Source organism: Achromobacter sp. GW823-FHT04E03, assembly GCF_058796095.1.
Map to the genome: position 1 here is coordinate 231746 of NZ_JBXAIJ010000002.1, position 26844 is coordinate 258589.

Below are 26844 nucleotides of genomic sequence, written 5' to 3' on the forward strand. Positions count from 1 at the left end.
TGCTGACTCGTTATTAAGCCTTCTTCGGGCGCTTGGCGCCGTACTTCGAGCGGGCTTGCTTACGATCCTTGACGCCTTGCAGGTCGAGGGAACCGCGCACGATGTGATAACGCACACCGGGCAAGTCCTTCACACGACCGCCACGCACCAGAACCACCGAGTGCTCTTGCAGGTTGTGGCCTTCACCGCCGATGTACGAAATGACTTCGTAACCGTTGGTCAGACGCACTTTGGCAACCTTACGCAGAGCGGAGTTCGGCTTCTTGGGGGTGGTGGTGTACACGCGAGTGCACACGCCGCGGCGTTGCGGGCAGTTTTCGAGCGCGGGGCTCTTGCTTTTGATGATGCTGACTTCGCGCGGCTTGCGCACGAGTTGGCTAATGGTAGGCATGACCTTTGAAATCCCTTTTACGTACCACTGGGTAAGTACTTACGTACTCGTCTCCTCAAGCAGTGAACTTTCGGAGAAGGCAGTTCGCGCAAAACCGCCTCAAACGTTCGTATACGTAAAAGAGCGGGCTTGCCAACAAACTATGACAAAACGCACAAAGCTGGATGCCGTGGAGCGACGACGCCGGAAGGACCCGATGCCGCGAAGCCGTGTGGCTTGGAAGACGAAAGGCTCGTGACGCACCCCGTTCCCAGACACCGTACTTCTGAACCCTACCGCGGCCAGTTTTTGCGCGCGAAATAAAGCAGTAAGCCCTTTAGCATAACTGAGATAAAGGCTTGCTGTCAAAGAAAATTGTAAGGCCTGCGACGTGGCGTGTTGCCGGCAGAAGACCGCCCGTTCGGCGGCGCTCGCGGAAATTAGGGCCACATATGCCGAAAAACGGAAGCGGAAATTGGGGCCGCTGATCGTGACGAACCGCGGGAAAACGATAGGCGGACTTTCCGGCAGCAGCTGGCGCTGGGCACGCCAACCAGTGTACCCGCCCGCGTTACTGATCGGCGAACAGGTAGCCGCTGCCGTAGACCGTGCGGATCGGCAACATCACCCCGGCCAGCTCGGCCTTGCGGCGCAAGCGGCTGACGATCACGTCGATGCTGCGCGAACCGCTGGCGCGCACCCCGCCGCCTTCAACCTGCAGCTCGTCGCCCAATTCGGTCCGGCCCACGGCCTTGCCCGCGACTTCCAGCAGCGAGCGCACGATCAGGCGTTCGTTGGCGGAGAGGGAGATAGTCGCCCCCGAGGGCGCCGCCAGGGTCCAGCCCTGGTCTCGCAGTTCCCACTGCCCGTTCTGGGCGGCCTCGGCCACGGATGCCGCGTCCTGCCCCGCGGGCAGGCGGCGCGCCAGGGAAAGCAGGATGCAGGCCAGCTCGCGCGGATCCTGCGGATCTGGCAGACAGGCGTCTGCGCCGCTTTGCAGGCAGCGCAGGCGGCTATCCACCGACATGCCGCGCCCCGTGACCACGATGCCCATCGACGACGAGCCGTGCAGGCGCGCCACCAGGGCGTAGCCGATTTCACCCAAGGTCCCGACATCCAGGACCACGACGTCATAGCCGCCGCCGTTGAGCAATCCAAACAATTCGAGAGACGTCGAGCAACCGCGTGCAGAAATACCAGCTTGCAGCAATGCGGACACGGCAATGCCGCGAGCGGCCTCGTCCGGTGACATCATAAGTATGCGCAATTGATTCATATCTGTTCCATCCGACCAACAACCTCGACCGGCTCCGCCCCCGCCGTACTGCGGAGGGGAGAACGATTGAGACAGTGTGGCGCGTTGTTACGCAACAACTCCAGTCAAGATTCGTCAACTTTGCAATGTTTGACAGTTCTTGCCATAACGTAGCCAGCCGGGGCCCCTCCCGAGTTATCATTCGTTTACACCTATATATTCCTTTCTCATCTTGCAGTAGGGCGCCATAGCGCGCGCTTGCGTAGCAAACCTTCGCGAGAACACGTCTGATGAAAATCGCGTCGCTGGAAGACGACCTGGATCAAGCACGACGCATCCAGCAAGTTCTGACCACTGCCGGATACGACTGCACCAGTTATCAGCAAAGCCGGGATCTGCTGGCCGCGCTACGCACTGAGCATTTCGACCTGGTGCTGCTGGACTGGCATCTGCCCGACATCGACGGTGACGATGTGGTGCGGTGGCTGCGCGCCAATATCGGCCCGCGCATCCCGGTCATCTTCCTGACCAACCGGTCCAGCGAAGACGATCTGGTGGAAGGCCTGCGCGCGGGCGCGGACGACTACATCGTCAAACCGTTGCGCCCCCTGGAGCTGCTGGCCCGGGTGGCGGCCTTGCTGCGCCGCAGCCAGATTGCCGAGCCCGCGAACGATGCCTTCGACGTAGCGCGTTATCGCATCGAACCCGCCGCCCGCAGCATCACCCTGGATTCCGCGGTTGTGCCGCTCGCCCCCAAGGAATTCGAACTGGCGCTGCTGTTTTTCCGCAATGTCGGCCGCCTCATGTCCCGCGACGTGCTGGCTGAATGTGTATGGAACCGGGAAATTCCGGCCACCTCGCGCACCCTGGACACCCACTTGTCGAACATCCGGCAAAAGCTCCAGCTGCGTCCGGAACATGGCGTGCGTCTTACGTCTTCATATGCGTTGGGCTACCGGCTTGAGCTGATCAGCTCGCCGGAAGACATCGCAGTCAATCCGCAGTAAGCGCCTGCGCGCATCCCTGGAGAATCGAGAGTCATGAGCCGCTGCCGCGCGCTTTCTTTGCTTGCCCTGATGTCCTGCCTGACGTTGATGGCGCCGGCGCGCAGCCAGCCTGCCGGCGCGCTCGGAGATGATTTCATCTACCGCATACGGCAAGGCGATACGCTGATCGACCTGGCGACCCGCTATACGCACAAGCCGGCCAACTGGAACCAGTTGCAGACCCTGAACAAGGTCGTCACGCCCGAAACGCTGCCCATCGGGCTGGAGTTGCGCATTCCGCTGTCCATGATTCCCGTACGGCCCGCCGACGCCCGCGTCGTGCACGTCAGCGGCCAGGCGAACGTCGATGGCAAGCCCCTGCGGGCCGGCGATACCGTGGCCGAAGGCAGCACGGTCGGCACCGCCGCCAACGGCTTCGTGACGCTGGAGCTGGCCGATGGTTCCAAGCTGACGCTGCCGGCTGGCGGTTCGGTCGAATTGACGCGCCTGCGCCAGTTCGAAGGCACGGCGCTGACGGATTCCGTCGTCCAGGTGCAAAAGGGCGGCGTGGAATCGACCGTGGCACCGTCCGGACAGGGCGTGGGCCGCTTCGAAGTCCGCACGCCGGTCGCAGTCACCGGCGTGCGTGGCACGCGCTTCCGCGTACAAAGCGGCGCGCAAGGCGTGCACAGCGAAGTGCTGGAAGGCAGCGTGCGGCTGCAGCCCCACGCCCCCGGATCGGCCCCGGCCAAACCCGTGGCGGTGGCCACGGGCTACGGTGCGGCGGTCGGCGCGGACGGCGTCGTCTCGGGCATGCGCGCGCTGCTGGATGCGCCGCAACTGGGCACGCCCACGCGTGCGGGCGGCGGCGCCTGGACCGCTGACGTCTCGCCCGTGTCCGGCGCACAGAGCTATCTGGTGCGCGTCTCGCGCGATGCCGAAGGCGCGTTGCCGGTATCGTCGACGAGCTTCCCCACCAACGACATCCGCTTTACGGCGCCCGGTCCAGGCACCTACTACGTGTCCGTGCGCGCGGTGGATGACCTGGGCCTGAACGGGCGCGACGCGATCGCAACCTTCGAGGGCGCGAACATGCTCCTGACCTCCGACGGCTCGGGCGTCGCCAGCGGCACGGGCGGCCTGATCACGCTGACCGATTACTAGAGCCCGCCCCATGGCCGACGCCGATCCGCAGGACCGGACCTCGCGCTCAGGGCTGTGGCTGACTGTGGCTTTGGCGGCGCTTGCCGCCATCCTGGGCGCCTTCAACGGCCTGGGCCGTTTCGACCAGATTCTTTATGACCGCGCCTTGTCGGTAACGGGGCGTGCCGCCGATCCCGATATCCTGATCGTCGCGATAGACGATGACAGCGTCAAGGCGCTGGGCCATTGGCCCTGGCGGCGCGCGGTCCACGCGGCGCTGCTGGACCGGCTGCAGGGCGCTCGAGCCGTGGCGCTGGACCTGATCTTCGCCGAACCGGACATGGCCAATCCGAACGACGACCGCATTCTGGCCGACAGCATCCGGCGCCACGGACGGGCCGTCCTGCCGGTCGTATTGGACCGGCTCGACCGCCCTTCCGCCGTCAACGAACCCATCCCCGGCGTGGCGCAGGCCGCCGCCGCGAAAGGCTTCATCAACGCGCGCATCGACCCGGATGGCGTGGTGCGCGAAGCCACCCTGACCGCGCAGCTTGGAGACCGCCGCTGGAACCATCTGGCCTTGGCCATGCTGGACGTCGGCGGCGAACCGGAATCCGCGCAAAAGCTGTTGAAACGCGCCGCGCCTGACGGCAGCATCCTGATCCCCTACGCCGGCCCCACCGCGCATACGCGCACCGTGTCCTACCTGTCCGTGTTGCGCGGCGATCTGTCGCCGGAGGATCTGCGCGGCAAGTACGTGCTGGTCGGCGCCTGGGCCACCGGCCTGGGCGACGCTTACCCGACACCGGTATCGCATGACGTCAGCGGCATGTCGGGGGTGGAGATCATCGCCAACCTGCTGCACGCCGCGCGCGACGACATCGCCTATAGGCTGCCGCCCGCCTGGTGCAACGCGCTGTTTGCGGCGCTGCCCGTGCTGCTGGCCTGCCTGGCCCTGTGGCGGCTGTCGCCCAAGCGGGCCCTGCTGGTCAGCCTGGCGCTGTTCGCCCTCATCCTGCTGACGGCGCTGCTGCTGCTGGCCTATGCCTATGTGTGGTTCGCGCCGGCCGCGGCCCTGCTGGGCGTGACGCTGTGCTATCCGCTCTGGAGCTGGCGCAGCCAGGAGGCCGCGCTGCGCTACATGGACAACGAGCTGCGTCGCCTGCAGCGCGAGTACCCGCCGGTGCTGAACGAAGCCGGCGCCCAGGGCGCGGGACCCAGCGTGTCGCTGGAGAGCCGCGTCGGGGAGCTGCGCCGGGCGCTGGCCCGAGTGCGCAACCTGCGCCGCTTCCTGGCCGACGGCCTGGACGGCATGCCGGACGCCACGCTGGTTTTCGATCAGGACGGCCGCATGCAATTCCGCAACCAGGCGGCGGTCATGTATTTCCAGCGGCTGGGCATGCGCCCTCCCCGCGTCGGCCGCCCGGCCGCGCACCTGCTCGAGAAGACCATCTCCGATCCTGCCACGCGCCAACGCGTCGCCGAAGCGCTTAGCGGCCAAGGCCCGGTCGCCGCGTCATCGCCCTGGAGCGCCGACCTGGAAATACGCGACCACGCGGGGCGCGACCTGATCCTGAAATGCGCGCCCATCCATACCGCCGAAGGCAACTTCGCCGGCACCGTCACCACGCTGACGGACATCTCGCGCATCCGCCAAGCCGAACGCCAGCGCGAGGAAACCCTGCGCTTCATCTCGCACGACATGCGCGCGCCTCAAAGCTCGATCCTCGCGCTGGTCGAAATGAAGCAGGAAAGCGGCTCGGCCGAAGACCAGGGTGAAACCCTGGGCCGCATCGCCGCGCTGGCCAACCGTACGCTGCGCCTGGTCGACGACTTCGTGCATCTGACCCGTGCCGAATCGATGACGATCAGCGCAGTAGAGCTGGATCTAGGCAGCCTGCTCCAGGACGCCGTGGACGAGTTCTGGGCCTCGGCGCAGAAGCGCGGCATCGAACTCACCCTCGCGCTGCCGCTGCCCGCCGCCTACGTCCGCGGCGATCAGACCCTGCTCATGCGCACGCTGTGCAATCTGATCGACAACGCCATCAAGTACAGCCCGGCGGACACGCGGATCGAATGCGGCATCGACGAGGAACCCGGCTTCTGGCGCGTCAATATCCGCGATCAGGGCCAGGGTATCGCAGCGCAGGATCTGGCCCGCTTGTTCGAGCCGTTCTCGCGCGTGGGTGTGGAAACCCGCGGCGATGTCGGTGGCGCGGGCCTGGGCCTGGCATTCGTGCGCACGGTGGCCGAACGCCACGGCGGATCGGTCGAGGTCAGCAGCGAGCTGGGCGTGGGTTCGGTCTTCACGCTGCGCCTGCCGATGGCGCCGGAGGAGATGCCCGCGGCATAGCCGCGGCGATCCTTATTGGAAGACGTGCGAGATCACGGCGGGCTTGCCCGCCTTGACCTCCAGCGTCATGCGGTACGGGGGCAGATCGGCGTTGCGCAGCACCACCTGGTACTTGCCGGGTATCAGCCGCAGTTCCTTGACGGGCGGACTGATGCCCCGCGCCACGCCATTGATCCAGACCTCGCCCCAAGGGCGGATGTCCAACCGCACCAGCACGGGAACCGGCTTGGGCTTGGGAGCCTCTTCGGCCACGGCGGGAGTCTCGGCCGGCGCGGCCGCGGGCGGAGTTGACGTAGTCCCAGACGCCTCGGCGGGCACCGCCGGCTGAGCCGGAGTGTCGCTCTGGGCGGGTGCGCTTCCCGCGACTGGGGGTTGAGGCGCGGTTTCCTGCGGGGTTCGAACCTCCGGCAGCGATGGCGGCACCGCAGACGCGGCGCCCGGCGCCGGTGGCGATGGCGGCGGCAGGGGATGCACCGCTGGCGGGTTCGGCTGGACCACTTCGGACCGGGTAATCAGCGCATTCGGCGCGCCCATTCCCGACTCGAACCAGGCGTAAACGCCCGCGCCGATCAACGCCACGATGAGCAGCAGAACCAGCAGGGGATGGCGTCCGCGCGCAGGTTGATGCGCTGCGGCGGCAGCGGCGGGCGCCGCGCGCGAAGCCGGCGCCGGAATCACCGGGTCCGGCGCCGTTTCGACCGGCGCGGCGATGCCCAGCATGCCTGCCAGGTCGGCCAGCGTCTGCGGGCGGTCGGCGGGCGCCATGGCCAGGCCGGCGTCGATCACTGCCAGGAAGTCCTGGCTGTACTTCGGCAAACCCAGGGACGCAAGCGGCTCGTAGGTATCTTCCGCCCGGCGTTCAGGCGCCGGGGCGGGCTTGCTGCCGATGACCAGCGTATGCATCACCGCGCACAGGGCGTAGATGTCGCTCCAGGGGCCGCGCGGCCATTCCATCGAATCCGTGTAGAGTTCGAACGGCGCAAAACCCGGGGTCGGCGTGCGGGTAGCACGGCGCGAACGCGCCACGACCAGTTCAGGCACCAGATGGGCACGGGCGTTTTCGTCCATACCCACCGTATCCAGCGAAATATCGCCGCAGATTTCACCTTGGGCATGCAGCGCCATCAAGGACGGCAGCAGATCGGACAAAAGCCGCTTGATGCGGGTTTCCGGCACCCCCCCCGCCGTGCTGGCGGCGATGGCGCTCAGCGGACGCAGTGCAAGCGGCGCGGCGCCGGAAAAGGGGCCACGCGGCGTCAGGAGGCCGGCGGAAGAAGACATGATCGGGACTGCGCTGTCGCGCGACAGCTGAATTAACTATGGAATAAGGCGAATATTATCCAATCCGCACCGCAAGGACATTGCCGAAAATGTCCGAGCGCATCAGGCTGTGGCACGATAGCGTACCGCTAAACCCCTCTACACCTTTGGAAGCCATGAAAATTCGCGTTCTGAGTAGTCTGCTCGGCTTATCGGCCCTGCTGGCGGGCTGCGCCGGCGTCTCATCCCAAAAGCCGGAAGCGCCTCCCACCGCGGAAGCCCTGGACCAGCTGCAGCAGGTACGCGACAAATACAGCGCCGGCCGCTACGGAGAAGTCATCCGCGGCGTCGCCACCTCTGACGCCCTGGCCACCTCCACCAAGGCCGTACGCATCGAGGCCTACAAGCTGCAGGCGTTCAGCTACTGCGTGAGCAAGTATCCGCGGCTGTGCGAAGACAGCTTCGCCCGCATTCTGGCGCTGGACCCCGCTTTCGAACTGGCGCCCAACGAAGCCGGCCATCCCGTCTGGGGGCCCGTGTTCCGGCACGCGCAGGCGCAGGTCGCAAAGTAAGCTCCCCTGCGCCAGACAAAAAAAGGCCGCTGATTCGCATCAGCGGCCTTTTTGATTCCGGGCATGCCGCGCCGGACTGCGCGCGGCATCCCTGCCGGGTGCTTCCGCTTATTCGGCGGAATCCTCGGCGCCCAGGTCGGAAGCCGGCGTTTCCGCATCCGAGCCCACCGTGACCGGCGAGTCTTCGAACGGGTTAGCCAGCTGGCGGGCTGCTTCGCGTTCCGCAGCCTCCAGCGCTTCCTTGTCCTTGCGGGCATGGTGGTAAGCCAGGCCGGTACCCGCCGGGATCAGGCGGCCGACGATGACGTTTTCCTTCAAGCCGCGCAGGTCGTCGCGCTTGCCCATGATGGCGGCTTCGGTCAGGACTCGGGTGGTTTCCTGGAACGAAGCGGCCGAGATGAACGAGTCGGTCGACAGCGAGGCCTTGGTGATACCCAGCAGCACGTTGTCGTAGCTGGCCGGACGGCGGTCTTCAGCCGTGACGCGGTCGTTCTCGTTCAACAGCTCGGAGCGCTCGACCTGCTCGCCCGGGATGAACTCGGTATCGCCGGCGTCGACGATGTTCACGCGACGCAGCATCTGGCGGACGATCACTTCAATGTGCTTGTCGTTGATCTTCACGCCCTGCAGACGGTACACGTCCTGCACTTCGTCGACGATGTAGGTCGCCAGCTTCTCGATGCCTTGCAGGCGCAGGATGTCGTGGGGATCGGCCGGGCCGTCCACGATCATTTCGCCCTTGTTCACCACTTGGCCGTCGTGCACCAGAACCTGCTTTTCCTTCGGAATCAGGAACTCGTGGCTCACGCCTTCCAGGTCGGTGATGACCAGACGCTGCTTGCCCTTGGTGTCCTTGCCGAACGAGACCGTGCCGGTGACGTCGGCGAGCATGCCGGCATCCTTCGGCGAACGGGCTTCGAACAGCTCGGCCACGCGCGGCAGACCGCCGGTAATGTCGCGGGTCTTTTGCGATTCTTGCGGAATACGCGCCAGAACTTCACCCACGGCAACCTGCTGGCCATCACGCACGGTGATCAGCGCGCCCACCGGGAACGAGATGTTCACCGAGTGATCGGTGCCGGCGATCTTGACGTCTTCGCCGTTCTCGTTGACCAGCTTGATCTGCGGACGCATGACGATCTTGCCGCCACGGGTCTTCGGCGTGATGACGACGAGCGTCGACAGGCCGGTGACTTCGTCCACCTGCTTGGCAACGGTCACGCCTTCTTCGATGTTCTCGAAGCGGACGGCGCCGCCGTATTCCGACACGATCGGACGGGTCAGCGGATCCCAGGTCGCCAGGCGCGCGCCAGCCTTCACGGCTTCGCCATCGCCCACCAGCACGGTCGCGCCGTACGGGATCTTGTGGCGTTCGCGTTCGCGGCCGTTGTCGTCGAAGATCGCCAGTTCGCCGGAGCGCGAGATCGCCACGCGTTCGCCCTTGGCGTTCGTGACGTAGCGCATCGTGCTGGCAAAACCGACGGTACCGCTGGACTTGGTTTCCACCGCGCTGGCCAGGGCCGACCGCGATGCCGCGCCACCGATGTGGAACGTACGCATCGTCAGCTGCGTGCCCGGTTCACCGATGGACTGGGCGGCGATGACGCCAACCGCTTCGCCCTGGTTGACCGGCGAGCCGCGGCCGAGGTCACGGCCGTAGCAGTGCGCGCACAGGCCATGGCGCGTTTCGCAAGTCAGCGGCGTGCGGACCTTGACTTCGTCCACGCCGATGCGGTCGATGGTGTCGACCATGTCTTCGTCCAGCAGGGTGCCGGCGACGATGGCCGTTTCCTGCGTGTCCGGGTTGACGATATCGACAGCAGCCACACGACCCAGGATGCGATCGCGCAACGGTTCGATGACTTCACCGCCTTCGACCAGGGCCTTCATGTTGTAGCCCTGCGAGGTGCCGCAATCGTCCTCGGTGATCACCAAGTCTTGCGTCACGTCGACCAGACGACGGGTCAGGTAGCCCGAGTTGGCGGTCTTCAGTGCCGTATCGGCCAGACCCTTACGCGCGCCGTGAGTCGAAATGAAGTACTGGAGTACGTTCAGGCCTTCACGGAAGTTCGCGGTAATCGGCGTTTCGATAATCGAGCCGTCCGGCTTGGCCATCAGGCCGCGCATACCGGCCAGCTGGCGGATCTGGGCGGCCGAACCGCGGGCGCCCGAGTCAGCCATCATGTAGATGGAGTTGAACGATTCCTGGCGCACTTCCTCGCCGTGACGGTTGATCACGGGCTCGGTGGCCAGTTGTTCCATCATCGCCTTGCCGACCTTGTCGCCAGCCTTGCCCCAGATGTCCACCACGTTGTTGTAGCGTTCCTGGGACGTGACCAGACCCGACGAGTACTGCTTGTCGATTTCCTTCACTTCGCGGCTGGCTTCGGCCAGGATACCTTCCTTGGCGGTCGGGATCAGCATGTCGCCCATGGCGATGGAGATACCGCCGCGCGTGGCCAGGCGGAAGCCCGACTGCATCAGCTTGTCAGCGAAGATCACGGTGTCGCGCAGGCCGCAGCGGCGGAACGACTGGTTGATCAGGCGCGAGATTTCCTTCTTCTTCAGCGCCTTGTTCAGCACCGTGAAGGGCAGGCCCTTGGGCAGGATTTCGGACAGCAGCGCGCGGCCGACCGTCGTCTCGTGACGGCGGATCACCGGCTGCCATTCGCCGTTCTCGTCGCGCTCGTGTTCCTTCAGACGCACGGTGATGCGCGACTGCAGTTCGACTTCGCCGTTGTCGTAGGCGCGCTGCACTTCAGCGACGTCGGTGAAGAAGATGCCTTCGCCGCGGCCGTTGATGCGCTCGCGCGTCGTGTAGTACAGACCCAGCACGATGTCCTGGGACGGCACGATCGACGGTTCGCCGTTGGCCGGGAACAGCACGTTGTTGGAGGCCAGCATCAGCGTGCGCGCTTCCAGCTGGGCTTCAAGCGACAGCGGCACGTGAACGGCCATCTGGTCACCGTCGAAGTCGGCGTTGAACGCCGCGCAAACCAGCGGGTGCAGCTGGATCGCCTTGCCTTCGATCAGGACCGGCTCGAACGCCTGGATGCCCAAACGGTGCAGCGTGGGCGCACGGTTCAGCATGACCGGGTGTTCGCGGATGACTTCTTCCAGGATGTCCCAGACCACCGGTTCCTGGCTTTCCACCAGCTTCTTGGCAGCCTTGATGGTCGTGGCCAGGCCCATCATCTCCAGACGATTGAAGATGAACGGCTTGAACAGTTCCAGGGCCATCAGCTTGGGCAGGCCGCACTGATGCAGCTTGAGCTGCGGACCCACCACGATGACCGAACGGCCCGAGTAGTCGACGCGCTTGCCCAGCAGGTTCTGACGGAAACGACCGCTCTTGCCCTTGATCATGTCGGCCAGGGACTTGAGCTGGCGCTTGTTGGCGCCGGTCATGGCCTTGCCGCGGCGACCGTTGTCCAGCAGCGAGTCGACGGCTTCCTGCAGCATCCGCTTTTCGTTGCGCAGGATGATTTCCGGAGCCTTCAGCTCCAGCAGGCGCTTCAAGCGGTTGTTGCGGTTGATGACGCGGCGGTACAGGTCGTTCAGGTCGGAGGTCGCGAAGCGGCCGCCGTCCAGCGGCACCAGCGGACGCAGGTCCGGCGGCAGCACGGGCAGCACTTCCATGACCATCCACTCGGCCTTGATGCCGGACTTCTGGAAGCCTTCCAGCACCTTCAGGCGCTTGGAGATCTTCTTGATCTTGGCTTCGGAGCTGGTGGCCTTCAGTTCGCCGCGCAGCGTTTCCACTTCGCGGTCGATGTCGATGGTGCGCAGCAGTTCGCGCACGGCTTCCGCGCCCATCAGGGCACGGAAGTCGTCGCCGTACTCTTCGGTCTTGGCGAGGAAATCGTCATCCGACATGATCTGGCCGCGCTTGAGCGGCGTCATGCCGGGTTCGATCACGCACCAGGCTTCGAAGTACAGAACGCGTTCGATGTCGCGCAGGGTCATGTCGAGCACCATGCCCAGACGCGACGGCAGGCTCTTCAGGAACCAGATGTGCGCGACGGGGCTGGCCAGCTCGATGTGGCCCATGCGTTCACGGCGAACCTTGGCGACGGTGACTTCCACGCCGCACTTTTCGCAGATCACGCCGCGATGCTTCAGGCGCTTGTACTTGCCGCACAAGCACTCGTAGTCTTTGATCGGGCCAAAGATCTTGGAGCAGAACAGGCCGTCGCGCTCGGGCTTGAACGTACGGTAGTTGATGGTCTCGGGCTTGCGAACTTCGCCGTAGGACCACGAACGGATCTTCTCGGGCGAGGCGATGCCGATCTTGATGGCATCGAACTGCTCGTCTTGCGAGACTTGCTTAAAGAGGTCGAGTAGCGCTTTCATTAGTTACGCTCCAAATCCATGTCCAGGGCCAACGAGCGGATTTCCTTGACCAGCACGTTGAACGATTCCGGCATGCCGGCGTCGATGACGTGATCGCCCTTGACGATGTTTTCGTATACCTTGGTACGGCCGGTGATGTCGTCGGACTTCACCGTCAGCATTTCCTGCAGGGTGTAGGCGGCGCCGTATGCTTCCAGCGCCCACACTTCCATTTCCCCGAAACGCTGACCGCCGAACTGCGCCTTGCCGCCCAGAGGCTGCTGGGTAACCAGCGAGTACGGGCCGGTCGAACGCGCGTGCATCTTGTCGTCGACCAGGTGGTGCAGCTTCAGGTAGTGCATGTAGCCGACCGTGACCGGACGCTCGAACTGCTCGCCGGTGCGGCCGTCGTACAGCCACGCCTGCGTGCGCGAAGGCGTCAGCGCCATGCGCTTGGCGACTTCGTCCGGATAGGCCAGTTCCAGCATCGTGGTGATTTCCTCTTCGGTCGCGCCGTCGAAGACGGGCGTCGCGAACGGCACGCCGTTCTTGAGGTTCTGCGCCATTTCCATGACTTCTTCGTCGGTCAGCTCGTCGATGCGCGCACCGGTGCCGGTCGTGTTGTAGACCTTGTCCAGGTAGGCGCGGACGTTCTTGACCTGCGCAGTGCGCTCGTCGCGCAGCATGTCGGCGATGCGGTGGCCCACGCCCTTGGCAGCCCAGCCCAAGTGCACTTCCAGCACCTGGCCGACGTTCATCCGCGAGGGCACGCCCAGCGGGTTCAGAACGATGTCGGCCGGCGTGCCGTCAGCCATGTGCGGCATGTCTTCCACCGGGGTGATGCGCGAAACCACGCCCTTGTTGCCGTGACGGCCTGCCATCTTGTCGCCAGGCTGCAGACGACGCTTCACGGCCAGATAGACCTTGATCATCTTCAGCACGCCCGGGGGCAGCTCGTCGCCTTGCGTCAGCTTCTTGCGCTTTTCTTCGAAAGCCAGGTCGAACTGGTGGCGCTTCTGCTCCAGCGATTCCTTGGCCTGCTCCAGCACGACGGCGTGCGGCTCGTCGGCCAGGCGGATGTCGAACCACTGCCAGCGGTCCAGATCAGCCAGGTATGCCTTGGTGATCGTGGCGCCCTTGGCCAGCTTGCGCGGGCCGCCGTTGACGGTCTTGTTGACCAGCATCTTTTCGATACGGTCGAACTGGTCGTTTTCAACGATGCGCAGCTGGTCGTTCAGGTCCTGGCGATAGCGGCGCAGTTCATCGTCGATGATGGACTGGGCGCGCTTGTCGCGCACGATGCCTTCGCGCGTGAACACTTGCACGTCGATCACGGTGCCGGTCATGCCCGAGGGCACGCGCAGCGAGGTGTCCTTAACGTCGGACGCCTTTTCACCGAAGATGGCGCGCAGCAGCTTTTCTTCCGGCGTCAGCTGGGTTTCGCCCTTGGGCGTGACCTTGCCGACCAGCACGTCGTCGGCGCTGACTTCGGCGCCGATGTACGTGATGCCCGAATCGTCCAGACGGTTCAGTTGCGTCTCGGCCAGGTTGCTGATGTCGCGCGTGATTTCTTCCGGACCCAGCTTGGTGTCGCGGGCAACGACCGTCAGTTCCTCGATGTGGACCGAGGTGTAGCGGTCATCGGCAACAACCTTTTCGGAGATCAGGATCGAGTCTTCGAAGTTGTAGCCGTTCCAGGGCATGAACGCGATCAGCATGTTCTGACCCAGGGCGAGTTCGCCCAGGTCGGTCGATGCGCCGTCAGCCAGCACGTCGCCCTTGGCGACCTTGTCGCCACGCTTGACGATGGGACGCTGGTTGATGTTCGTGTTCTGGTTGGAACGGGTGTACTTGATCAGGTTGTAGATGTCGACGCCGACTTCGCCAGCGACGTTTTCTTCATCGTTCACGCGGATCACGACACGCTCGGCATCGACGTGGTCGACCAGGCCGCCACGCAGGGCTTGCACGGTCGTACCCGAGTCAACGGCCACGGTGCGCTCGATGCCCGTACCCACGACCGGCTTTTCCGGACGCAGGCAAGGCACGGCCTGACGTTGCATGTTGGCGCCCATCAGCGCGCGGTTCGCGTCGTCGTGCTCCAGGAACGGAATCAGCGAGGCGGCGACCGACACGATCTGCGACGGGGCAACGTCCATGTAGTGCACGTTGGCCGGGGCGGTCAGCATGGTTTCGCCGGCTTCGCGGCAAGCCACCAGGTCGTCCACGAAGCGGCCTTCCTCGTCCAGCGCGGCGTTGGCCTGCGCGATGACGTAGTGGCTTTCTTCGATGGCCGACAGGTAGTCGATCTGCTCGCTGACCTTGCCGTCGATGATCTTGCGGTAAGGCGTTTCCAGGAAGCCGTACTCGTTCAGGCGAGCGTACAGCGCCATGGAGTTGATCAGGCCGATGTTCGGGCCTTCCGGCGTTTCGATCGGGCAGACGCGGCCGTAGTGGGTCGGGTGCACGTCGCGGACTTCGAAGCCGGCGCGCTCGCGGGTCAGACCGCCCGGGCCCAGTGCGGAAACGCGGCGCTTGTGCGTGATTTCCGACAGGGGGTTGGTCTGGTCCATGAACTGCGACAGCTGGCTCGAACCGAAGAACTCCTTGATGGCAGCCGAGATCGGCTTGGAGTTGATCAGGTCGTGCGGCATCAGGTTTTCCGTCTCGGCCTGGCCCAGACGTTCCTTGACGGCGCGCTCGACGCGCACCAGGCCGGCGCGGAACTGGTTCTCGGCCAGTTCGCCGACGCAACGCACGCGACGGTTGCCCAGGTGATCGATGTCGTCGATCTGGCCACGGCCGTTACGCAACTCGACCAGCACCTTGATGGTTTCAAGGATGTCTTCGTTGGTCAGCGTCATCGGACCGGTGATGTCTTCACCACGGCCCAGACGGCTGTTGACCTTCATGCGGCCGACGCGCGACAGATCGTAGGTTTCTTCGCTGTAGAACAGACGCTGGAACAGCGCTTCCACCGCTTCTTCGGTGGGCGGTTCGCCAGGACGCATCATGCGGTAGATGGCAACGCGCGCGGCCATCTGGTCGGCGGTTTCATCGGTGCGCAGCGTTTGCGAGATGTACGGGCCGCGGTCCAGGTCGTTCGTGTAGAGGGCCTGGATGTCGTGCACGTTGGCGGCGCGCAGGGCGCCCAGCACGCTTTCCGTGATTTCGTCGTTGGCGTTGGCGATGACTTCACCGGTGTCCGGGTCGACGATGTTCTTGGCCAGCACGCGGCCATACAGGAAGTCTTCCGGCACGGAGATGCGCTGGATGCCGCCGGCAGCCAGGTCGCGCAGATGCTTGGCGTTGATGCGCTTGTCTTTTTCGACGATGACCTTGCCGCTACGGTCGCTGATGTCGAAACGGGCCATTTCGCCCTTCCAACGCTCAGGAACGAATTCCATCATCGCGCCTTCGCTCTTCAACTCGAAGTTGTCGAAGTCGAAGAAGTTGGCCAGGATCGATTCCGGCGTCATGCCGATGGCCTTGCACAGGATCGTGACGGGCATCTTGCGGCGACGGTCGACGCGGAAGAACAGGACGTCCTTCGGATCGAATTCGAAGTCCAGCCACGAGCCGCGGTAAGGAATCACGCGGGCCGAGAACAAGAGCTTGCCGGAGCTGTGGGTCTTGCCGCGGTCGTGCTCGAAGAACACGCCAGGCGAGCGGTGCAGCTGCGAAACGATGACACGCTCGGTGCCGTTGATGACGAAGGAACCCGTGCCCGTCATGAGCGGAATTTCGCCCATGTAGACTTCCTGTTCCTTCACTTCCTTCACGGTGGGCTTGCTGACTTCGCGGTCAAGCAGCACCAGGCGGACCTTGGCTCGCAGGGGCGAGGCATAGGTCAGGCCACGTTGCTGACATTCCTTGACATCGAACACCGGTTCGCCGAGCACATAGCTCACGAACTCCAAGCGCGCCATACCGTTGTGACTAACGATCGGGAAAATCGACGAGAACGCCGCCTGCAAACCGTCGGCTACGCGATCGGACGGGGCGGTATCCGCCTGCAGGAAAGTTAGGTAGGATTGAAGCTGTGTCGCCAACAGGAAAGGAACGTTTTGAACGTCTTCACGCTTGGCGAAGCTTTTGCGGATGCGCTTTTTTTCGGTGTACGAGTAAGGCATGAGCACTCCGACTCGAGGTTGCATGGGCCGTCAACCACGGCCCCAGGTGATACGACTCCAGGAAACCCCCCTGTAAAGGGCATACCCCCAGTAGGGGTTTCCTGGAAACGCAAAAGCCCGGGGACTGCAAACTGCGCTGTCCCCGGGCAAATTGACGCAGGTCTTACTTGACTTCGACCTTGGCGCCAGCTTCTTCCAGCTTCTTCTTGGCGGCTTCGGCGTCAGCCTTGGCCACAGCTTCCTTGACGGGCTTCGGAGCGCCGTCGACCAGGTCCTTGGCTTCCTTCAGACCCAGACCGGTCAGCTCGCGCACGGCCTTGATGACGCTAACCTTGTTGGCGCCGGCGTCGGTCAGGACGACGGTGAACTCGGTTTGCTCTTCAGCGGCGGCGGCAGCGCCACCAGCAGCGGGAGCAGCGACAGCGACAGCGGCGGCAGCAGCCGACACGCCGAACTTCTCTTCCATTTCCTTGATCAGCTCGGACAGCTCGAGCACGGTCATGCCAGCGATGGCGTCAAGGATTTCAGCTTTGTTAAGTGCCATTTTTCAGAACTCCAAATATTTTGGTAATGCCAGGGTTTGGGTGTCGCTCGGTCGTTCAGCGAATTCCGGACAGCAGGGCGATTAAGCCGCTGCCTTCTGGTCGCGCACGGCGGCGAGGCCACGGGCGAACTTGGTCGGAACTTCGTTGAGCGTACGCACGAATTGCGCGATGGGGGCTTGCATGGTGCCCAGCAGCTTCGACAGCAACTCTTCGCGCGAGGGCATGGTGGCCAGGGCCTTCACGCCTTCTTGGTTCAACAGGCTGTTGGGCAGCGAGCCCGCCTTGATGACCAGCTTGTCGTTGCTTTTCGCGAAACCTGCGAGGACCTTGGCCGCCGCGACCGGATCAGCGCTGATGCCATAGATCAGCGGACCGGTCAGTTGCTCAGCCAACGGCTCGAAAGCCGTGCCGGCAACAGCACGACGGGCCAGCGAGTTCTTCAGAACACGCAGATACACGCCCGATTCACGCGCAGTTTTGCGCAGTACGGTGACAGAGGCGACGTCCAGACCACGGTACTCAGCGATAACAATCGATTGGGCCTTGGCGACTTCCGCCGAGACTTCCTCGATCACCACCGCTTTCTCTTGACGATTGAGACTCACGGTTTGAACACTCCATCAAAAGACGCCTGGGGCCTGAGCCTTGCGCGTCAACCGAATGCGGCGCCTGGTCGAGTTCTTCGTGTAAAGAAATCTTCCTGGGGACGCCGTCTACGCTGGATCCGAACCTTACGGGCTTCGGTATTAAGCGGAGGGGTCCGGTACTGCTTGAACCACCCTGCTCCAGCGGTCTTTGACAGCAACATCCGGAGGAATCCGGATGCAGCCCAAAGTACGTTTACAGCTATCGGCTTAGTTGGCCGACAGCGAGGCAATTTCCACGCGCGCACCGCCGCCCATCGTGGACGAAACGGCCAGCTTGCGCAGGTAAATGCCCTTGGCAGCTGCGGGACGAGCCTTTTGCAGGGCGTCGACCAGAGCGGCCAGGTTGGTTTGCAGCTGTTCCACGCCGAACGACGCGCGGCCGATCGTTGCGTGGATGATGCCAGCCTTGTCGGTGCGGTACTGAACCTGACCGGCCTTGGCGTTCTTGACAGCGGTAGCGACGTCCGGGGTCACGGTGCCGACCTTCGGGTTCGGCATCAGGCCGCGGGGGCCCAGGATCTGACCCAGGGCACCCACGACACGCATCGTGTCGGGCGAGGCGATGACCACGTCGAAGTCCATCTGACCGGCCTTGATCTGGTCAGCCAGGTCGTCCAGACCGACGATGTCGGCGCCAGCGGCCTTGGCGGCTTCAGCCTTGTCGCCTTGGGCGAACACGGCCACGCGGACCGACTTGCCGGTGCCGGCGGGCAGAACGACCGAGCCGCGAACCAGTTGGTCCGACTTCTTCGGGTCGATGCCGAGCTGCACGGCCACGTCAATGGATTCATTGAACTTGGCGACGGCGGTTTCCTTGACCAGGGTCAGGGCTTCAGCGACCGGGTACAGCTTGGTGCGGTCGATCTTCTGCGCAATGGCGGCGGCGCGCTTGGACAGTTTTGCCATGATTAGATCCCCTCAACCGTGATGCCCATGCTGCGGGCGCTGCCAGCGATCGTACGCACGGCGGCGTCCAGATCAGCGGCGGTCAGATCGGGGCCCTTGGCCTTGGCGATCTCTTCAGCTTGAGCGCGGGTCAGCGTGCCGACCTTGTCGGTATGCGGCTTGGACGAACCCTTTTGCACGCCGGCGGCCTTCTTGATGAGGACCGTCGCGGGCGGGGTCTTCATGATGAAGGTGAAGCTCTTGTCGGCGAAGGCGGTGATCACCACCGGAATCGGCAGACCAGGCTCCATGCCTTGGGTCTTGGCGTTGAACGCCTTGCAGAATTCCATGATGTTCAGGCCACGCTGACCCAGGGCCGGGCCAATCGGGGGGGAGGGGTTAGCCTTACCAGCCGGCACTTGCAGCTTGATAAAGCCGACGATCTTCTTCGCCATGCTTTGCTCCTTGCGGGTTATATCGCTCCTGGGCGTTCAGGCCTGGGAGCTCCCCGGGGGTTGAAATTAGGTCTTTTCGACCTGACTGAAATCGAGTTCGACGGGCGTGGCGCGACCAAAAATGGTGACAGACACGCGCACCTTGCTCTTTTCGTAATTGACTTCTTCGACGTTGCCGTTGAAGTCTGCAAACGGACCTTCCTTGACCCGAACCATCTCGCCCACTTCGAACAGGATCTTGGGGCGGGGTTTCTCGACGCCCTCTTCCATCTGGGAGAGGATCTTCTCGACTTCCTTTTCGGAAATCGGGGTCGGACGGTTGCCCGAGCCACCCAAAAACCCGGTGACGCGGTTGGTGTTCTTGACCAGGTGCCACGTTTCGTCGGTCAGGTCCATTTCAACCAGGACATAACCGGGGAAAATGCGGCGCTCGGTGATCGACTTCTGGCCACCCTTGACCTCGACGACTTCCTCGGAGGGCACAAGAATGCGGCCAAAAGACGTTTGCAGGCCCGCGCGCTCGATGCGCTCGTTCAGGGCCTTGTGTACGCTTTTTTCCATGCCGGAGTACACATGGACGACATACCAACGCTTACTCATTCGCCGTCCTTATTTCCAGCCCAGCAACAGGCCGTAAAGAATCCATTCGATGCCCTTGTCGAGCACCCACATGAAAAGGCCCATGACCGCCACAAACGCGAAAACGATACCCGTCATCTGGGTCGTTTCCTTGCGCGTGGGCCACGAGACACGCTTGACTTCGTTGTAGGACTCGCTGGCGAAGCTCAGGGTGCGGCGGCCGGGTTCGCTGAACCAGGCAATCACGGCTGCGATCACTAGGCCGCCGACGAATACGCCGATACGTGCAGGCATCGGTTGCGCGCTGAGCACGGAGAACCCGACGATGCCAGCAATAACGACAAGAACCGCCAGCCCGAGCTTCACCCGGTCGGCGGTACTGGTTACGGTTTCTACGCTGGTATTAGACATATTGCGACGCGAGCCGCCGTGAATGCGTAACTCGCGATGATCTCCCGCGGGTTTATCCTGGCGGTGGCAGGGGCAGTAGGAATCGAACCTACAACCTTCGGTTTTGGAGACCGACGCTCTGCCAATTGAGCTATGCCCCTAAAACACTACACTTGCACTACACAGCTGCTTCCGCCTACATGCAACAACTTGCGGAACCATACATCATACTACTTTTACAGCAAAGATGGATAGAGGGACTTTAGAGTCCACTCTACCCATCCGGGTATTGCTTACTTCAGGATCTTGGCGACGACGCCGGCGCCGACGGTACGACCGCCTTCACGGATGGCGAAACGCAGGCCTTCTTCCATGGCGATGGGGGCCAGCAGCTTGACCGTCATGGCCACGTTGTCGCCCGGCAGAACCATTTCCTTGTCGGCCGGCAGTTCGATCGTGCCCGTCACGTCCGTCGTGCGGAAGTAGAACTGGGGACGATAGCCTTGGAAGAACGGGGTGTGACGGCCGCCTTCTTCCTTGGACAGGATGTACACCTCGGAGGTGAAGTCGGTGTGCGGGGTGATCGAGCCCGGCTTGGCCAGAACTTGGCCGCGCTGGACGTCTTCACGCTTGGTGCCGCGCAGCAGGATGCCCACGTTGTCGCCGGCTTGACCTTGGTCCAGCAGCTTGCGGAACATTTCCACGCCCGTGCAGGTCGTCTTGACCGTCGGAACGATACCGACGATTTCGAGTTCTTCGCCGACCTTGATCACGCCGCGTTCGATACGGCCGGTCACCACGGTGCCGCGACCCGAGATCGAGAACACGTCTTCAACCGGCATCAGGAACGTGCCGTCCACGGCGCGCTCGGGCGTCGGGATGTACGAATCCAGCGCAGCGGCCAGAGCCATGATGGCCTGTTCGCCCAGTTCGCCCTTGTCGCCTTCCAGCGCCAGCTTGGCCGAACCCTTCACGATCGGGGTGTCGTCGCCCGGGAAGTCGTACTTCGACAGCAGTTCGCGGACTTCCATTTCCACCAGCTCGAGCAGCTCGGCGTCGTCAACCATGTCAGCCTTGTTCAGGAAGACGATGATGTACGGCACGCCAACCTGGCGCGACAGCAGGATGTGTTCGCGGGTTTGCGGCATCGGGCCGTCAGCGGCCGACACGACCAGGATCGCGCCGTCCATCTGGGCGGCGCCCGTGATCATGTTCTTCACATAGTCAGCGTGGCCCGGGCAGTCAACGTGCGCGTAGTGACGCGCTTCCGTTTCGTACTCGACGTGAGCCGTGTTGATCGTGATGCCGCGAGCCTTTTCTTCAGGAGTCGCGTCGATCTGGTCGTAGCCCTTGGCTTCGCCGCCGAACTTGTTCGACAGAACGGTCGTGATGGCCGCCGTCAACGTCGTTTTGCCGTGGTCAACGTGACCAATCGTACCCACGTTCACGTGCGGCTTGGTACGTTCAAACTTGCCTTTTGCCATGGCTGACTCCTGACCTGGATTGCGCTTCTGACTGAAGAAAAGAGGAATTAGTGGTGCCCATGGCGCGGATCGAACGCGCGACCTCTCCCTTACCAAGGGAGTGCTCTACCACTGAGCCACATGGGCAAATAAATCTTGGAGCGGGTGAAGGGAATCGAACCCTCGTCGTAAGCTTGGAAGGCTTCTGCTCTACCATTGAGCTACACCCGCGGCATACCCTTTCACCTTCTCTTTCCCAAACCTTTTCAATCCGAAGCCCTGGAAAACCTTACAACCTTCTTTGCGAAGGCTGCTCAGCTTTCTGAGCTTCACATTGTAAATCCAGGCAAACCGCGCCTGGATTTAGGAATGGGTCTCTGGTGGAGGAGGTTGGATTCGAACCAACGTAGGCGCAAGGCCAACAGATTTACAGTCTGCCCCCTTTAACCACTCGGGCACTCCTCCAGAGGAGAATTCGAGATTATGAACACTTTCAAATCCGCTGTCAAACGCTTCGGACGAAATATTCAAAATTCTTCTTCAACCACCGCAGCGTTTCCGCGCAGAGGGGGCGAAGCTTACAGGTTTCCGCGAATTGCTGCACGGAAAAGATCGGAATACTGCTCGGGCGTGTAGTTGACGGGGTTGGTGCCGGCCGAAGGATCCTCGGCCGCCATGCGCCCTATTCGTTCGGCCTGAGCCTCGTCGATGCCGATTTCGGCCAGGGTATGCGGAATGCCCACGGTCTCGCGCAGGCGCAACACCCAGTCCAGCACCGCGCCAGGGCCGGAATCCGGCAGATCCAGATAGCGCGCCAAGGCCTGCAGCCGCGGCGCCACCGCGTGTTCGTTGGCTTTCAGCACATACGGCATCAGGATGGCGTTGAGCATGCCGTGATGCGCGTCGTACAGCGCGCCCAGCGGGTGCGCCAGCGCATGCATGGCGCCCAGCCCGCGCTGGAATGCCGTCGCGCCCATGCTGGACGCCACCAGCATCTGCAGGCGCGCCTGCTGGTCATCGCCATGGGCGACCGCCTGCGGCAGGTACTCCTTCACCAGGCGCATGCCTTCGATCGCGATGCCCGCCGCCATGGGATGGAAGAACGGCGAACAGTAGGCCTCCAGATTGTGCGACAGCGCGTCCATGCCCGTCGCCGCCGTGATCTTTGGCGGCAGGCCTACCGTCAGTTCAGGGTCCAGGATCACGACCGAGGGCAGCATGCGCGCATGGAAGATGATGCGCTTTACTTCAGCGGCCTCGTCGGTGATGACGGAGGCGCGCCCGACTTCGGAACCGGTGCCCGCAGTGGTCGGCACCGCCACCACCGGCGCCATGCCGGCCACGTCGACGCGCAAGTAGTTGTCGCCGATGTCCTCGAAATCCCATAGCGGCCGCGTCTGGCCCGCCATCAACGCAATGGCTTTGGCCGCGTCCAGCGCAGAACCTCCGCCGAATGCGATCACGCCGTCGTGGCCGCCCTGCTTGTAAGCACGCACGCCGTCGTCGACGTTGCGGCCCGTGGGGTTGCCTTTGATTTCGTGGAACAGGCCGCACTCCAGGCCGGCGTCACGGCAGCCCTGCACGGCGCCCGCGACCATGGGCAAGGCGGCCAGCCCGGGATCCGTCACAAGCAATGGCCGCGCCATGCCCAGCCCGCGGCACAGCGCCGGCAATTCCTTGATGCGGCCAGGGCCGGCCTTGATGGCCGTGGGATAGTTCCAATTAACGCTGGGCAAGGTCATGGTTGGTTTCCTGATGGCGCCGTGTCAGACGCTGCGCAGATGAAAGGATTTGGCTTGCGTGAGCTGTTCGTAGCCAACAACCGACAGGGACACGCCGCGGCCGGAATTCTTGACGCCGGTCCAGGCCAGCGCGGGATCCAGGTAATCGCAGCGGTTCATGAAAAAGGTTCCCGTGCGGACCTGGCGACCGATATGCAAGGCCGCTTCCTCGTCCTGCGTGAAGGCCGCCGCCGTCAGGCCATAGGGACTGTCGTTCATCAGACCGATGGCTTCCTCGTCGCTGTCTACCGCCATGATTCCGACGGCCGGCCCGAAGCATTCATCGCTCATGATGCGCATGCGGTGATCGACCTGCGTGAGCAACGCCGGCGCGACATAAGGCGAGCCTATGCTCGCTTCCTTGAAATGCGAGCTATCAATCATATTCCTGGCGCCCGCCGAAACCGCTTCGTCGATGATGGCCCGGATCTCGGCGGCGGCCTTGGCGCGCACGACCGGACCCAAGGTAGTGTCGGCGTGCAGCGGATTCCCCAGGACATAGCCGCGCGTCAACTCAACGGCGCGATCGACGAATTCATCGTATCTGGTGCGCGCCACGTAGATGCGCTGGATGCCGCAGCAGGACTGGCCCGAATTGAAGTACGCGCCGTCCACCAGGGTTTCGACCGCGTGTTCGATCTTGGCGTCGGCCCGCACATAGGCCGGATCATTGCCGCCTAGCTCCAGGCCCATGCCGATAAAGCGCCCCGCCGCGCTTTCCTCGACCGCATGCCCTCCGCGCACGGACCCGGTGAACGACACGTAGCCGACCTCCGGCGCGCGGATCAGCCGGTGCACGATGTCGTGGTTGGCATGCAGATACTGGAATACGCCTTTGGGCGCCCCGACCTCGCGGAACGCGCGTTCGATAAATTCCGCGCACAAGGGCGTCTGGTCGGAATGCTTGAGGATGACCGTATTGCCCGCCATCAGAGCGGGCACGATGCTGTTCACGGCCGTCAGCAAGGGGTAGTTCCACGGCGCGATGGTCAACGCGACACCTATCGGCTCGCGGCTGATGAAGCGTGTGAAACCGGTTTGCTCCGGTACCTGGATGGGCGCCAGCGCCTCGCCCGCGATGGCGATCATGTGACGGGCGCGCGCCTCGAAGCCTGCCACTTCGCCCGGCGTGTAGCGCAATGGCCGTCCCATCTGGATGGTGATGGCGCGCGCGATCTCTTCCTTGGCGGCAACGAAGCGGTCGACGGCCGCGGACACGATGCGCCCCCGCTCCTGCACGCCCAGCGCCTGCCACGCGCCCTGCGCGGCTTGGGCGTCAGCGAGTGCCTGCGCGATCTGCGCCTCGCTGGCATAGGGTCGGCGCACGACCTCGCGCCCGTCGATGGGACTGATGGTGATGAGTTCCTGGGTCATGTCTGCCCTGCGCAAGCGATGTGGTTTGGATTCAGATGATTTCGAAGTAGCGCGCCAGTTCCCAATCGGTCACGTGGCGGCGGAACTGCCGTTCTTCCCATTCGCGCGTGGCGGCGTAGTGTTCGACGAAGGCATCGCCGAACAGATGCCGCGCGGCCTCGGATTCGCGCAGCCGCTGCGCGGATTCCCATAGCGTGGTGGGCAGGCGCAGATGCGCTGGAAACTGCTGCGTGTAGGCATTGCCCTGCACCATCGGCTCGGGTTCCAGGCCCTGTTCGATGCCATACAGGCCCGAAGCCAGGGCGGCGGACAAGGCCAGGTAAGGATTGGCGTCGGCTGATCCGATGCGCACCTCGACGCGCTGCGATTTGTCGCTGCCTGGAATCAGCCGCAGCGCGGTGGTACGGTTTTCCATGCCCCAGGTGGCATCCAGCGGCGCCCAGTACCCGGGCACCAGGCGCGAATAGCTGTTGATGGTCTGCGCATACAGGGCCATGAATTCCGGCAGATAGCGCTGTACGCCGGCCATGAAGGAGGCTTGCGTCGCGCTCATGCCATGCGGCCGGGATTCGTCGTAGAAGGCGGAGCGGTTGGTCTTGTGATCGCGCAGCGACAGATGGATGTGGCCGCTCTGGCCGGGATGATCATGCGACCATTTCGCCATGAAGGTCGCCATCAGCCCGTTCTGCTGCGCCAGCGCCTTGGTGAAGGTCTTGAAGAGAAAGGCCTTGTCGCCCGCGGCCGCGGCCAGGTCCACCGCCAGCGCCGCTTCCAGCACGCCGGGCCCCGTTTCGGTGTGCAGGCCTTCGATGGGCATGTCCATGCGTTCGCACATGTCCAGCAGCTTGCGGTAGAAGTCGCCCTCGACCGTGCTGCGCAGCACCGAGTAGCCGAAATTTCCCGGCGTCCAGTTCTCCATGTTGCGGTAGTTCTTGGCGCGCACGGAATGCGGCGTTTCGCGGAACATGAAGAACTCGTACTCCAGCGCCGCATAGACGTCATAGCCCATGCCGGCGGCCCGGTCCAGCGTCCGGTGCAACAGGCGCCGCGGACAGATGGCGCCCGCGTCGCCTTCGAATTCCGCCAGGAACAGCAGCATGTCTTCGCCGCCCGGTCCCTGCTCCAGCGGCAGCCTGCGGCCGCTTTGGGGGATGATCCTGAGCTTGGCATCGGGATAGGCCGTGTGCCAACCCGTGTACTTGGTGTTGTCGTACAGCTGGTCGTCCAGATCCCAGCCGAACACCACGTCGCAAAACGCCAGCCCCGAGCGCAGCGCGCCCAGGAACTTGTCGCGCCGCAGGTATTTGCCCAGCATGACGCCGTCGACGTCGGACAAGCCTACCTTGATGTGCGAGAGCTGGCTGGCTTGCACCAGCCGCTCCGCGTCTTCCACCGTTGCTACCCCTAGTGCATGCATGCTCTTTCACCTTGTGACTGAAGCGTTGCGTTGGACTGCGGGCGGGCGGCGCGGCGTTCAGGTCATGGCCGCCCCCAGCACCCGCATCGCCTGGCGATGCAGCTGCGGCGTGGCGGCCGCGACGACGCGGCCCTGCGATTCGAGACTGAGCGGCTGCCCCGACCAATCGGTAATGACGCCGCCCGCCCCTTCGATCACGGGCATCAGCGCCAGATAGTCATACGGCTGCAGGCCGGACTCGACCACCAGGTCGACGTGTCCGCTGGCCAGGAGGCCGTAGCTGTAGCAATCGCCGCCGTAGCGGCGCATGCGCGCGGCCTGCGTCAGCGCCTCGAAGGCGGCCAGTTCCGCGCCGGCAAAGATGTCGGGCGAGGTGGCGTACAGAATGGCCTGGCGCAGTTCGGCGCAAGCGCTGGCGCGACAGGCGGCGCCATTCAACTGCGCAGCCGCGCCTGCCGCACCGACCCAGCGCTCATCCAGCATGGGTATGTCGATCACCCCGAGCACGGGCTTGCCCCGATGCAGCAGCGCCAGCAGCGTGCCCCACAGCGGGTTGCCGGAAATGAAGGCGCGCGTGCCGTCGATGGGATCCAGCGACCACACGAATTCGGCTTCGGCATGCGAAGCGCCGAACTCCTCACCAAAAATGCCGTGCTCGGGATAGTGCTGGGCGATGGCCTCGCGCAGGGCAGCCTCGACTTCGCGGTCAGCCTGCGTGACCGGGCTTTCGTCCGCCTTGGTGTCCACGTCCAGCGGATGCCGGAACCACTTGCGCGACAAGGGACGCACGCGGTCCGCCAGCGTTTGGGCGAACGAGGAGTACGCGGCCAGCTGCTGCGCGGATAACGGCGGTGAAGTTTGCATCGATGAGCTCCAGGCGTGGCGCGGGAGGATGCGCCTACGC

At 63.7% G+C, this 26844-nt stretch carries 20 protein-coding genes and 4 tRNA genes; 4 read left to right on the forward strand and 20 right to left on the reverse strand.

Features of this window, described 5'->3' with window-relative positions; genetic code table 11:
- Positions 1 to 13 precede the first annotated feature (13 nt).
- Both rpsL and AC1RHV_RS12390 read right to left on the reverse strand, forming a co-directional pair.
- Entirely contained in the window at positions 14 to 391 is a 378-nt protein-coding gene (rpsL, locus tag AC1RHV_RS12385; RefSeq protein WP_005017264.1) for a 30S ribosomal protein S12, read from the reverse strand.
- 550 nt (positions 392 to 941) lie between these two features.
- A complete protein-coding gene (locus AC1RHV_RS12390; protein WP_370528727.1) occupies positions 942 to 1532 on the reverse strand; it encodes a response regulator transcription factor in 591 nt (196 codons plus the stop codon).
- 383 nt (positions 1533 to 1915) lie between these two features.
- Here AC1RHV_RS12390 and AC1RHV_RS12395 point away from each other — a divergent pair, with 383 nt between their 5' ends.
- From AC1RHV_RS12395 to AC1RHV_RS12405, 3 genes are read left to right on the forward strand one after another with little or no spacing between them, the layout of a single operon-like run.
- A complete protein-coding gene (locus AC1RHV_RS12395; protein ID WP_054459379.1) occupies positions 1916 to 2632 on the forward strand; it encodes a response regulator transcription factor in 717 nt (238 codons plus the stop codon).
- A 33-nt stretch (positions 2633 to 2665) separates the two neighbouring features.
- Positions 2666 to 3775 carry a FecR family protein gene (locus AC1RHV_RS12400; RefSeq protein ID WP_054459377.1) on the forward strand — a complete coding sequence of 370 codons (1110 nt, stop codon included), beginning with the start codon at positions 2666 to 2668 and terminating at the stop codon, positions 3773 to 3775.
- Positions 3776 to 3785: 10 nt separating this feature from the next.
- Positions 3786 to 6107, forward strand: a complete 2322-nt coding sequence (locus AC1RHV_RS12405) for a CHASE2 domain-containing protein (RefSeq protein WP_492300933.1) — start codon at positions 3786 to 3788, stop codon at positions 6105 to 6107.
- A 12-nt stretch (positions 6108 to 6119) separates the two neighbouring features.
- On the opposite strand, the gene AC1RHV_RS12410 is transcribed toward AC1RHV_RS12405, so the two are convergent.
- Positions 6120 to 7388, reverse strand: coding sequence for a serine/threonine-protein kinase (locus AC1RHV_RS12410; protein ID WP_492300935.1), 1269 nt, complete (start codon positions 7386 to 7388; stop codon positions 6120 to 6122).
- A 155-nt stretch (positions 7389 to 7543) separates the two neighbouring features.
- On the opposite strand from AC1RHV_RS12410, the gene AC1RHV_RS12415 reads away from it, so the two are divergent.
- Positions 7544 to 7939, forward strand: coding sequence for a TssQ family T6SS-associated lipoprotein (locus tag AC1RHV_RS12415; RefSeq protein WP_054459372.1), 396 nt, complete (start codon positions 7544 to 7546; stop codon positions 7937 to 7939).
- A 108-nt stretch (positions 7940 to 8047) separates the two neighbouring features.
- Here AC1RHV_RS12415 and rpoC read toward each other — a convergent pair whose 3' ends face one another.
- From rpoC to hisN, 17 genes are all read right to left on the reverse strand, one after another.
- Positions 8048 to 12292 carry a DNA-directed RNA polymerase subunit beta' gene (rpoC, locus tag AC1RHV_RS12420; protein WP_054459370.1) on the reverse strand — a complete coding sequence of 1415 codons (4245 nt, stop codon included), beginning with the start codon at positions 12290 to 12292 and terminating at the stop codon, positions 8048 to 8050.
- Positions 12292 to 16404, reverse strand: a complete 4113-nt coding sequence (gene rpoB / locus AC1RHV_RS12425) for a DNA-directed RNA polymerase subunit beta (protein ID WP_054459368.1) — start codon at positions 16402 to 16404, stop codon at positions 12292 to 12294. The genes rpoC and rpoB overlap by 1 nt, the downstream gene beginning before the upstream one ends.
- A gap of 163 nt (positions 16405 to 16567) precedes the next feature.
- Positions 16568 to 16948: a 50S ribosomal protein L7/L12 gene (gene rplL, locus AC1RHV_RS12430; protein WP_042795892.1), complete on the reverse strand. Its 381-nt coding sequence runs from the start codon at positions 16946 to 16948 to the stop codon at positions 16568 to 16570.
- Between the two features lie 81 nt (positions 16949 to 17029).
- Positions 17030 to 17554 (reverse strand): 50S ribosomal protein L10, encoded by a 525-nt coding sequence (rplJ, locus tag AC1RHV_RS12435; protein ID WP_054459366.1) that lies wholly within the window; start codon positions 17552 to 17554, stop codon positions 17030 to 17032.
- A gap of 249 nt (positions 17555 to 17803) precedes the next feature.
- On the reverse strand, positions 17804 to 18502 hold the full coding sequence (gene rplA, locus AC1RHV_RS12440) for a 50S ribosomal protein L1 (protein ID WP_054459364.1): 699 nt from the start codon (positions 18500 to 18502) through the stop codon (positions 17804 to 17806).
- A 2-nt stretch (positions 18503 to 18504) separates the two neighbouring features.
- A complete protein-coding gene (gene rplK / locus AC1RHV_RS12445; RefSeq protein WP_006389587.1) occupies positions 18505 to 18936 on the reverse strand; it encodes a 50S ribosomal protein L11 in 432 nt (143 codons plus the stop codon).
- A 66-nt stretch (positions 18937 to 19002) separates the two neighbouring features.
- On the reverse strand, positions 19003 to 19536 hold the full coding sequence (gene nusG / locus AC1RHV_RS12450) for a transcription termination/antitermination protein NusG (RefSeq protein ID WP_006389586.1): 534 nt from the start codon (positions 19534 to 19536) through the stop codon (positions 19003 to 19005).
- 9 nt (positions 19537 to 19545) lie between these two features.
- On the reverse strand, positions 19546 to 19926 hold the full coding sequence (secE, locus tag AC1RHV_RS12455; protein ID WP_054459362.1) for a preprotein translocase subunit SecE: 381 nt from the start codon (positions 19924 to 19926) through the stop codon (positions 19546 to 19548).
- A 64-nt stretch (positions 19927 to 19990) separates the two neighbouring features.
- Positions 19991 to 20066, reverse strand: a tRNA-Trp gene (locus AC1RHV_RS12460).
- Between the two features lie 132 nt (positions 20067 to 20198).
- Positions 20199 to 21389: an elongation factor Tu gene (gene tuf / locus AC1RHV_RS12465; protein WP_119449751.1), complete on the reverse strand. Its 1191-nt coding sequence runs from the start codon at positions 21387 to 21389 to the stop codon at positions 20199 to 20201.
- Positions 21390 to 21440: 51 nt separating this feature from the next.
- Positions 21441 to 21515: transfer RNA gene (locus AC1RHV_RS12470), tRNA-Thr, on the reverse strand.
- Positions 21516 to 21525: 10 nt separating this feature from the next.
- Positions 21526 to 21599: transfer RNA gene (locus AC1RHV_RS12475), tRNA-Gly, on the reverse strand.
- Between the two features lie 147 nt (positions 21600 to 21746).
- Positions 21747 to 21833, reverse strand: a tRNA-Tyr gene (locus AC1RHV_RS12480).
- 113 nt (positions 21834 to 21946) lie between these two features.
- The gene (locus AC1RHV_RS12485; protein ID WP_192353563.1) at positions 21947 to 23110 is read right to left on the reverse strand and encodes an iron-containing alcohol dehydrogenase; all 1164 of its coding nucleotides are present in this window, start codon (positions 23108 to 23110) and stop codon (positions 21947 to 21949) included.
- A 24-nt stretch (positions 23111 to 23134) separates the two neighbouring features.
- On the reverse strand, positions 23135 to 24523 hold the full coding sequence (locus AC1RHV_RS12490; RefSeq protein WP_125470759.1) for an aldehyde dehydrogenase family protein: 1389 nt from the start codon (positions 24521 to 24523) through the stop codon (positions 23135 to 23137).
- Positions 24524 to 24554: 31 nt separating this feature from the next.
- Positions 24555 to 25940: a glutamine synthetase family protein gene (locus AC1RHV_RS12495; RefSeq protein WP_054455860.1), complete on the reverse strand. Its 1386-nt coding sequence runs from the start codon at positions 25938 to 25940 to the stop codon at positions 24555 to 24557.
- Between the two features lie 57 nt (positions 25941 to 25997).
- On the reverse strand, positions 25998 to 26804 hold the full coding sequence (hisN, locus tag AC1RHV_RS12500; protein ID WP_119449756.1) for a histidinol-phosphatase: 807 nt from the start codon (positions 26802 to 26804) through the stop codon (positions 25998 to 26000).
- Positions 26805 to 26844 lie beyond the last annotated feature (40 nt).

Bases quoted from the DNA above. Each gene is read 5' to 3' on its own strand.
- rpsL (WP_005017264.1), bottom strand. From the start codon at position 391: ATGCCTACCATTAGCCAACTCGTGCGCAAGCCGCGCGAAGTCAGCATC.
- AC1RHV_RS12395 (WP_054459379.1), top strand. From the start codon at position 1,916: ATGAAAATCGCGTCGCTGGAAGACGACCTGGATCAAGCACGACGCATC.
- AC1RHV_RS12400 (WP_054459377.1), top strand. From the start codon at position 2,666: ATGAGCCGCTGCCGCGCGCTTTCTTTGCTTGCCCTGATGTCCTGCCTG.
- AC1RHV_RS12405 (WP_492300933.1), top strand. From the start codon at position 3,786: ATGGCCGACGCCGATCCGCAGGACCGGACCTCGCGCTCAGGGCTGTGG.
- AC1RHV_RS12410 (WP_492300935.1), bottom strand. From the start codon at position 7,388: ATGTCTTCTTCCGCCGGCCTCCTGACGCCGCGTGGCCCCTTTTCCGGC.
- AC1RHV_RS12415 (WP_054459372.1), top strand. From the start codon at position 7,544: ATGAAAATTCGCGTTCTGAGTAGTCTGCTCGGCTTATCGGCCCTGCTG.
- rpoC (WP_054459370.1), bottom strand. From the start codon at position 12,292: ATGAAAGCGCTACTCGACCTCTTTAAGCAAGTCTCGCAAGACGAGCAG.
- rpoB (WP_054459368.1), bottom strand. From the start codon at position 16,404: ATGCCTTACTCGTACACCGAAAAAAAGCGCATCCGCAAAAGCTTCGCC.
- rplL (WP_042795892.1), bottom strand. From the start codon at position 16,948: ATGGCACTTAACAAAGCTGAAATCCTTGACGCCATCGCTGGCATGACC.
- rplA (WP_054459364.1), bottom strand. From the start codon at position 18,502: ATGGCAAAACTGTCCAAGCGCGCCGCCGCCATTGCGCAGAAGATCGAC.
- rplK (WP_006389587.1), bottom strand. From the start codon at position 18,936: ATGGCGAAGAAGATCGTCGGCTTTATCAAGCTGCAAGTGCCGGCTGGT.
- nusG (WP_006389586.1), bottom strand. From the start codon at position 19,536: ATGAGTAAGCGTTGGTATGTCGTCCATGTGTACTCCGGCATGGAAAAA.
- secE (WP_054459362.1), bottom strand. From the start codon at position 19,926: ATGTCTAATACCAGCGTAGAAACCGTAACCAGTACCGCCGACCGGGTG.
- tuf (WP_119449751.1), bottom strand. From the start codon at position 21,389: ATGGCAAAAGGCAAGTTTGAACGTACCAAGCCGCACGTGAACGTGGGT.
- AC1RHV_RS12485 (WP_192353563.1), bottom strand. From the start codon at position 23,110: ATGACCTTGCCCAGCGTTAATTGGAACTATCCCACGGCCATCAAGGCC.
- AC1RHV_RS12490 (WP_125470759.1), bottom strand. From the start codon at position 24,523: ATGACCCAGGAACTCATCACCATCAGTCCCATCGACGGGCGCGAGGTC.
- AC1RHV_RS12495 (WP_054455860.1), bottom strand. From the start codon at position 25,940: ATGCATGCACTAGGGGTAGCAACGGTGGAAGACGCGGAGCGGCTGGTG.
- hisN (WP_119449756.1), bottom strand. From the start codon at position 26,804: ATGCAAACTTCACCGCCGTTATCCGCGCAGCAGCTGGCCGCGTACTCC.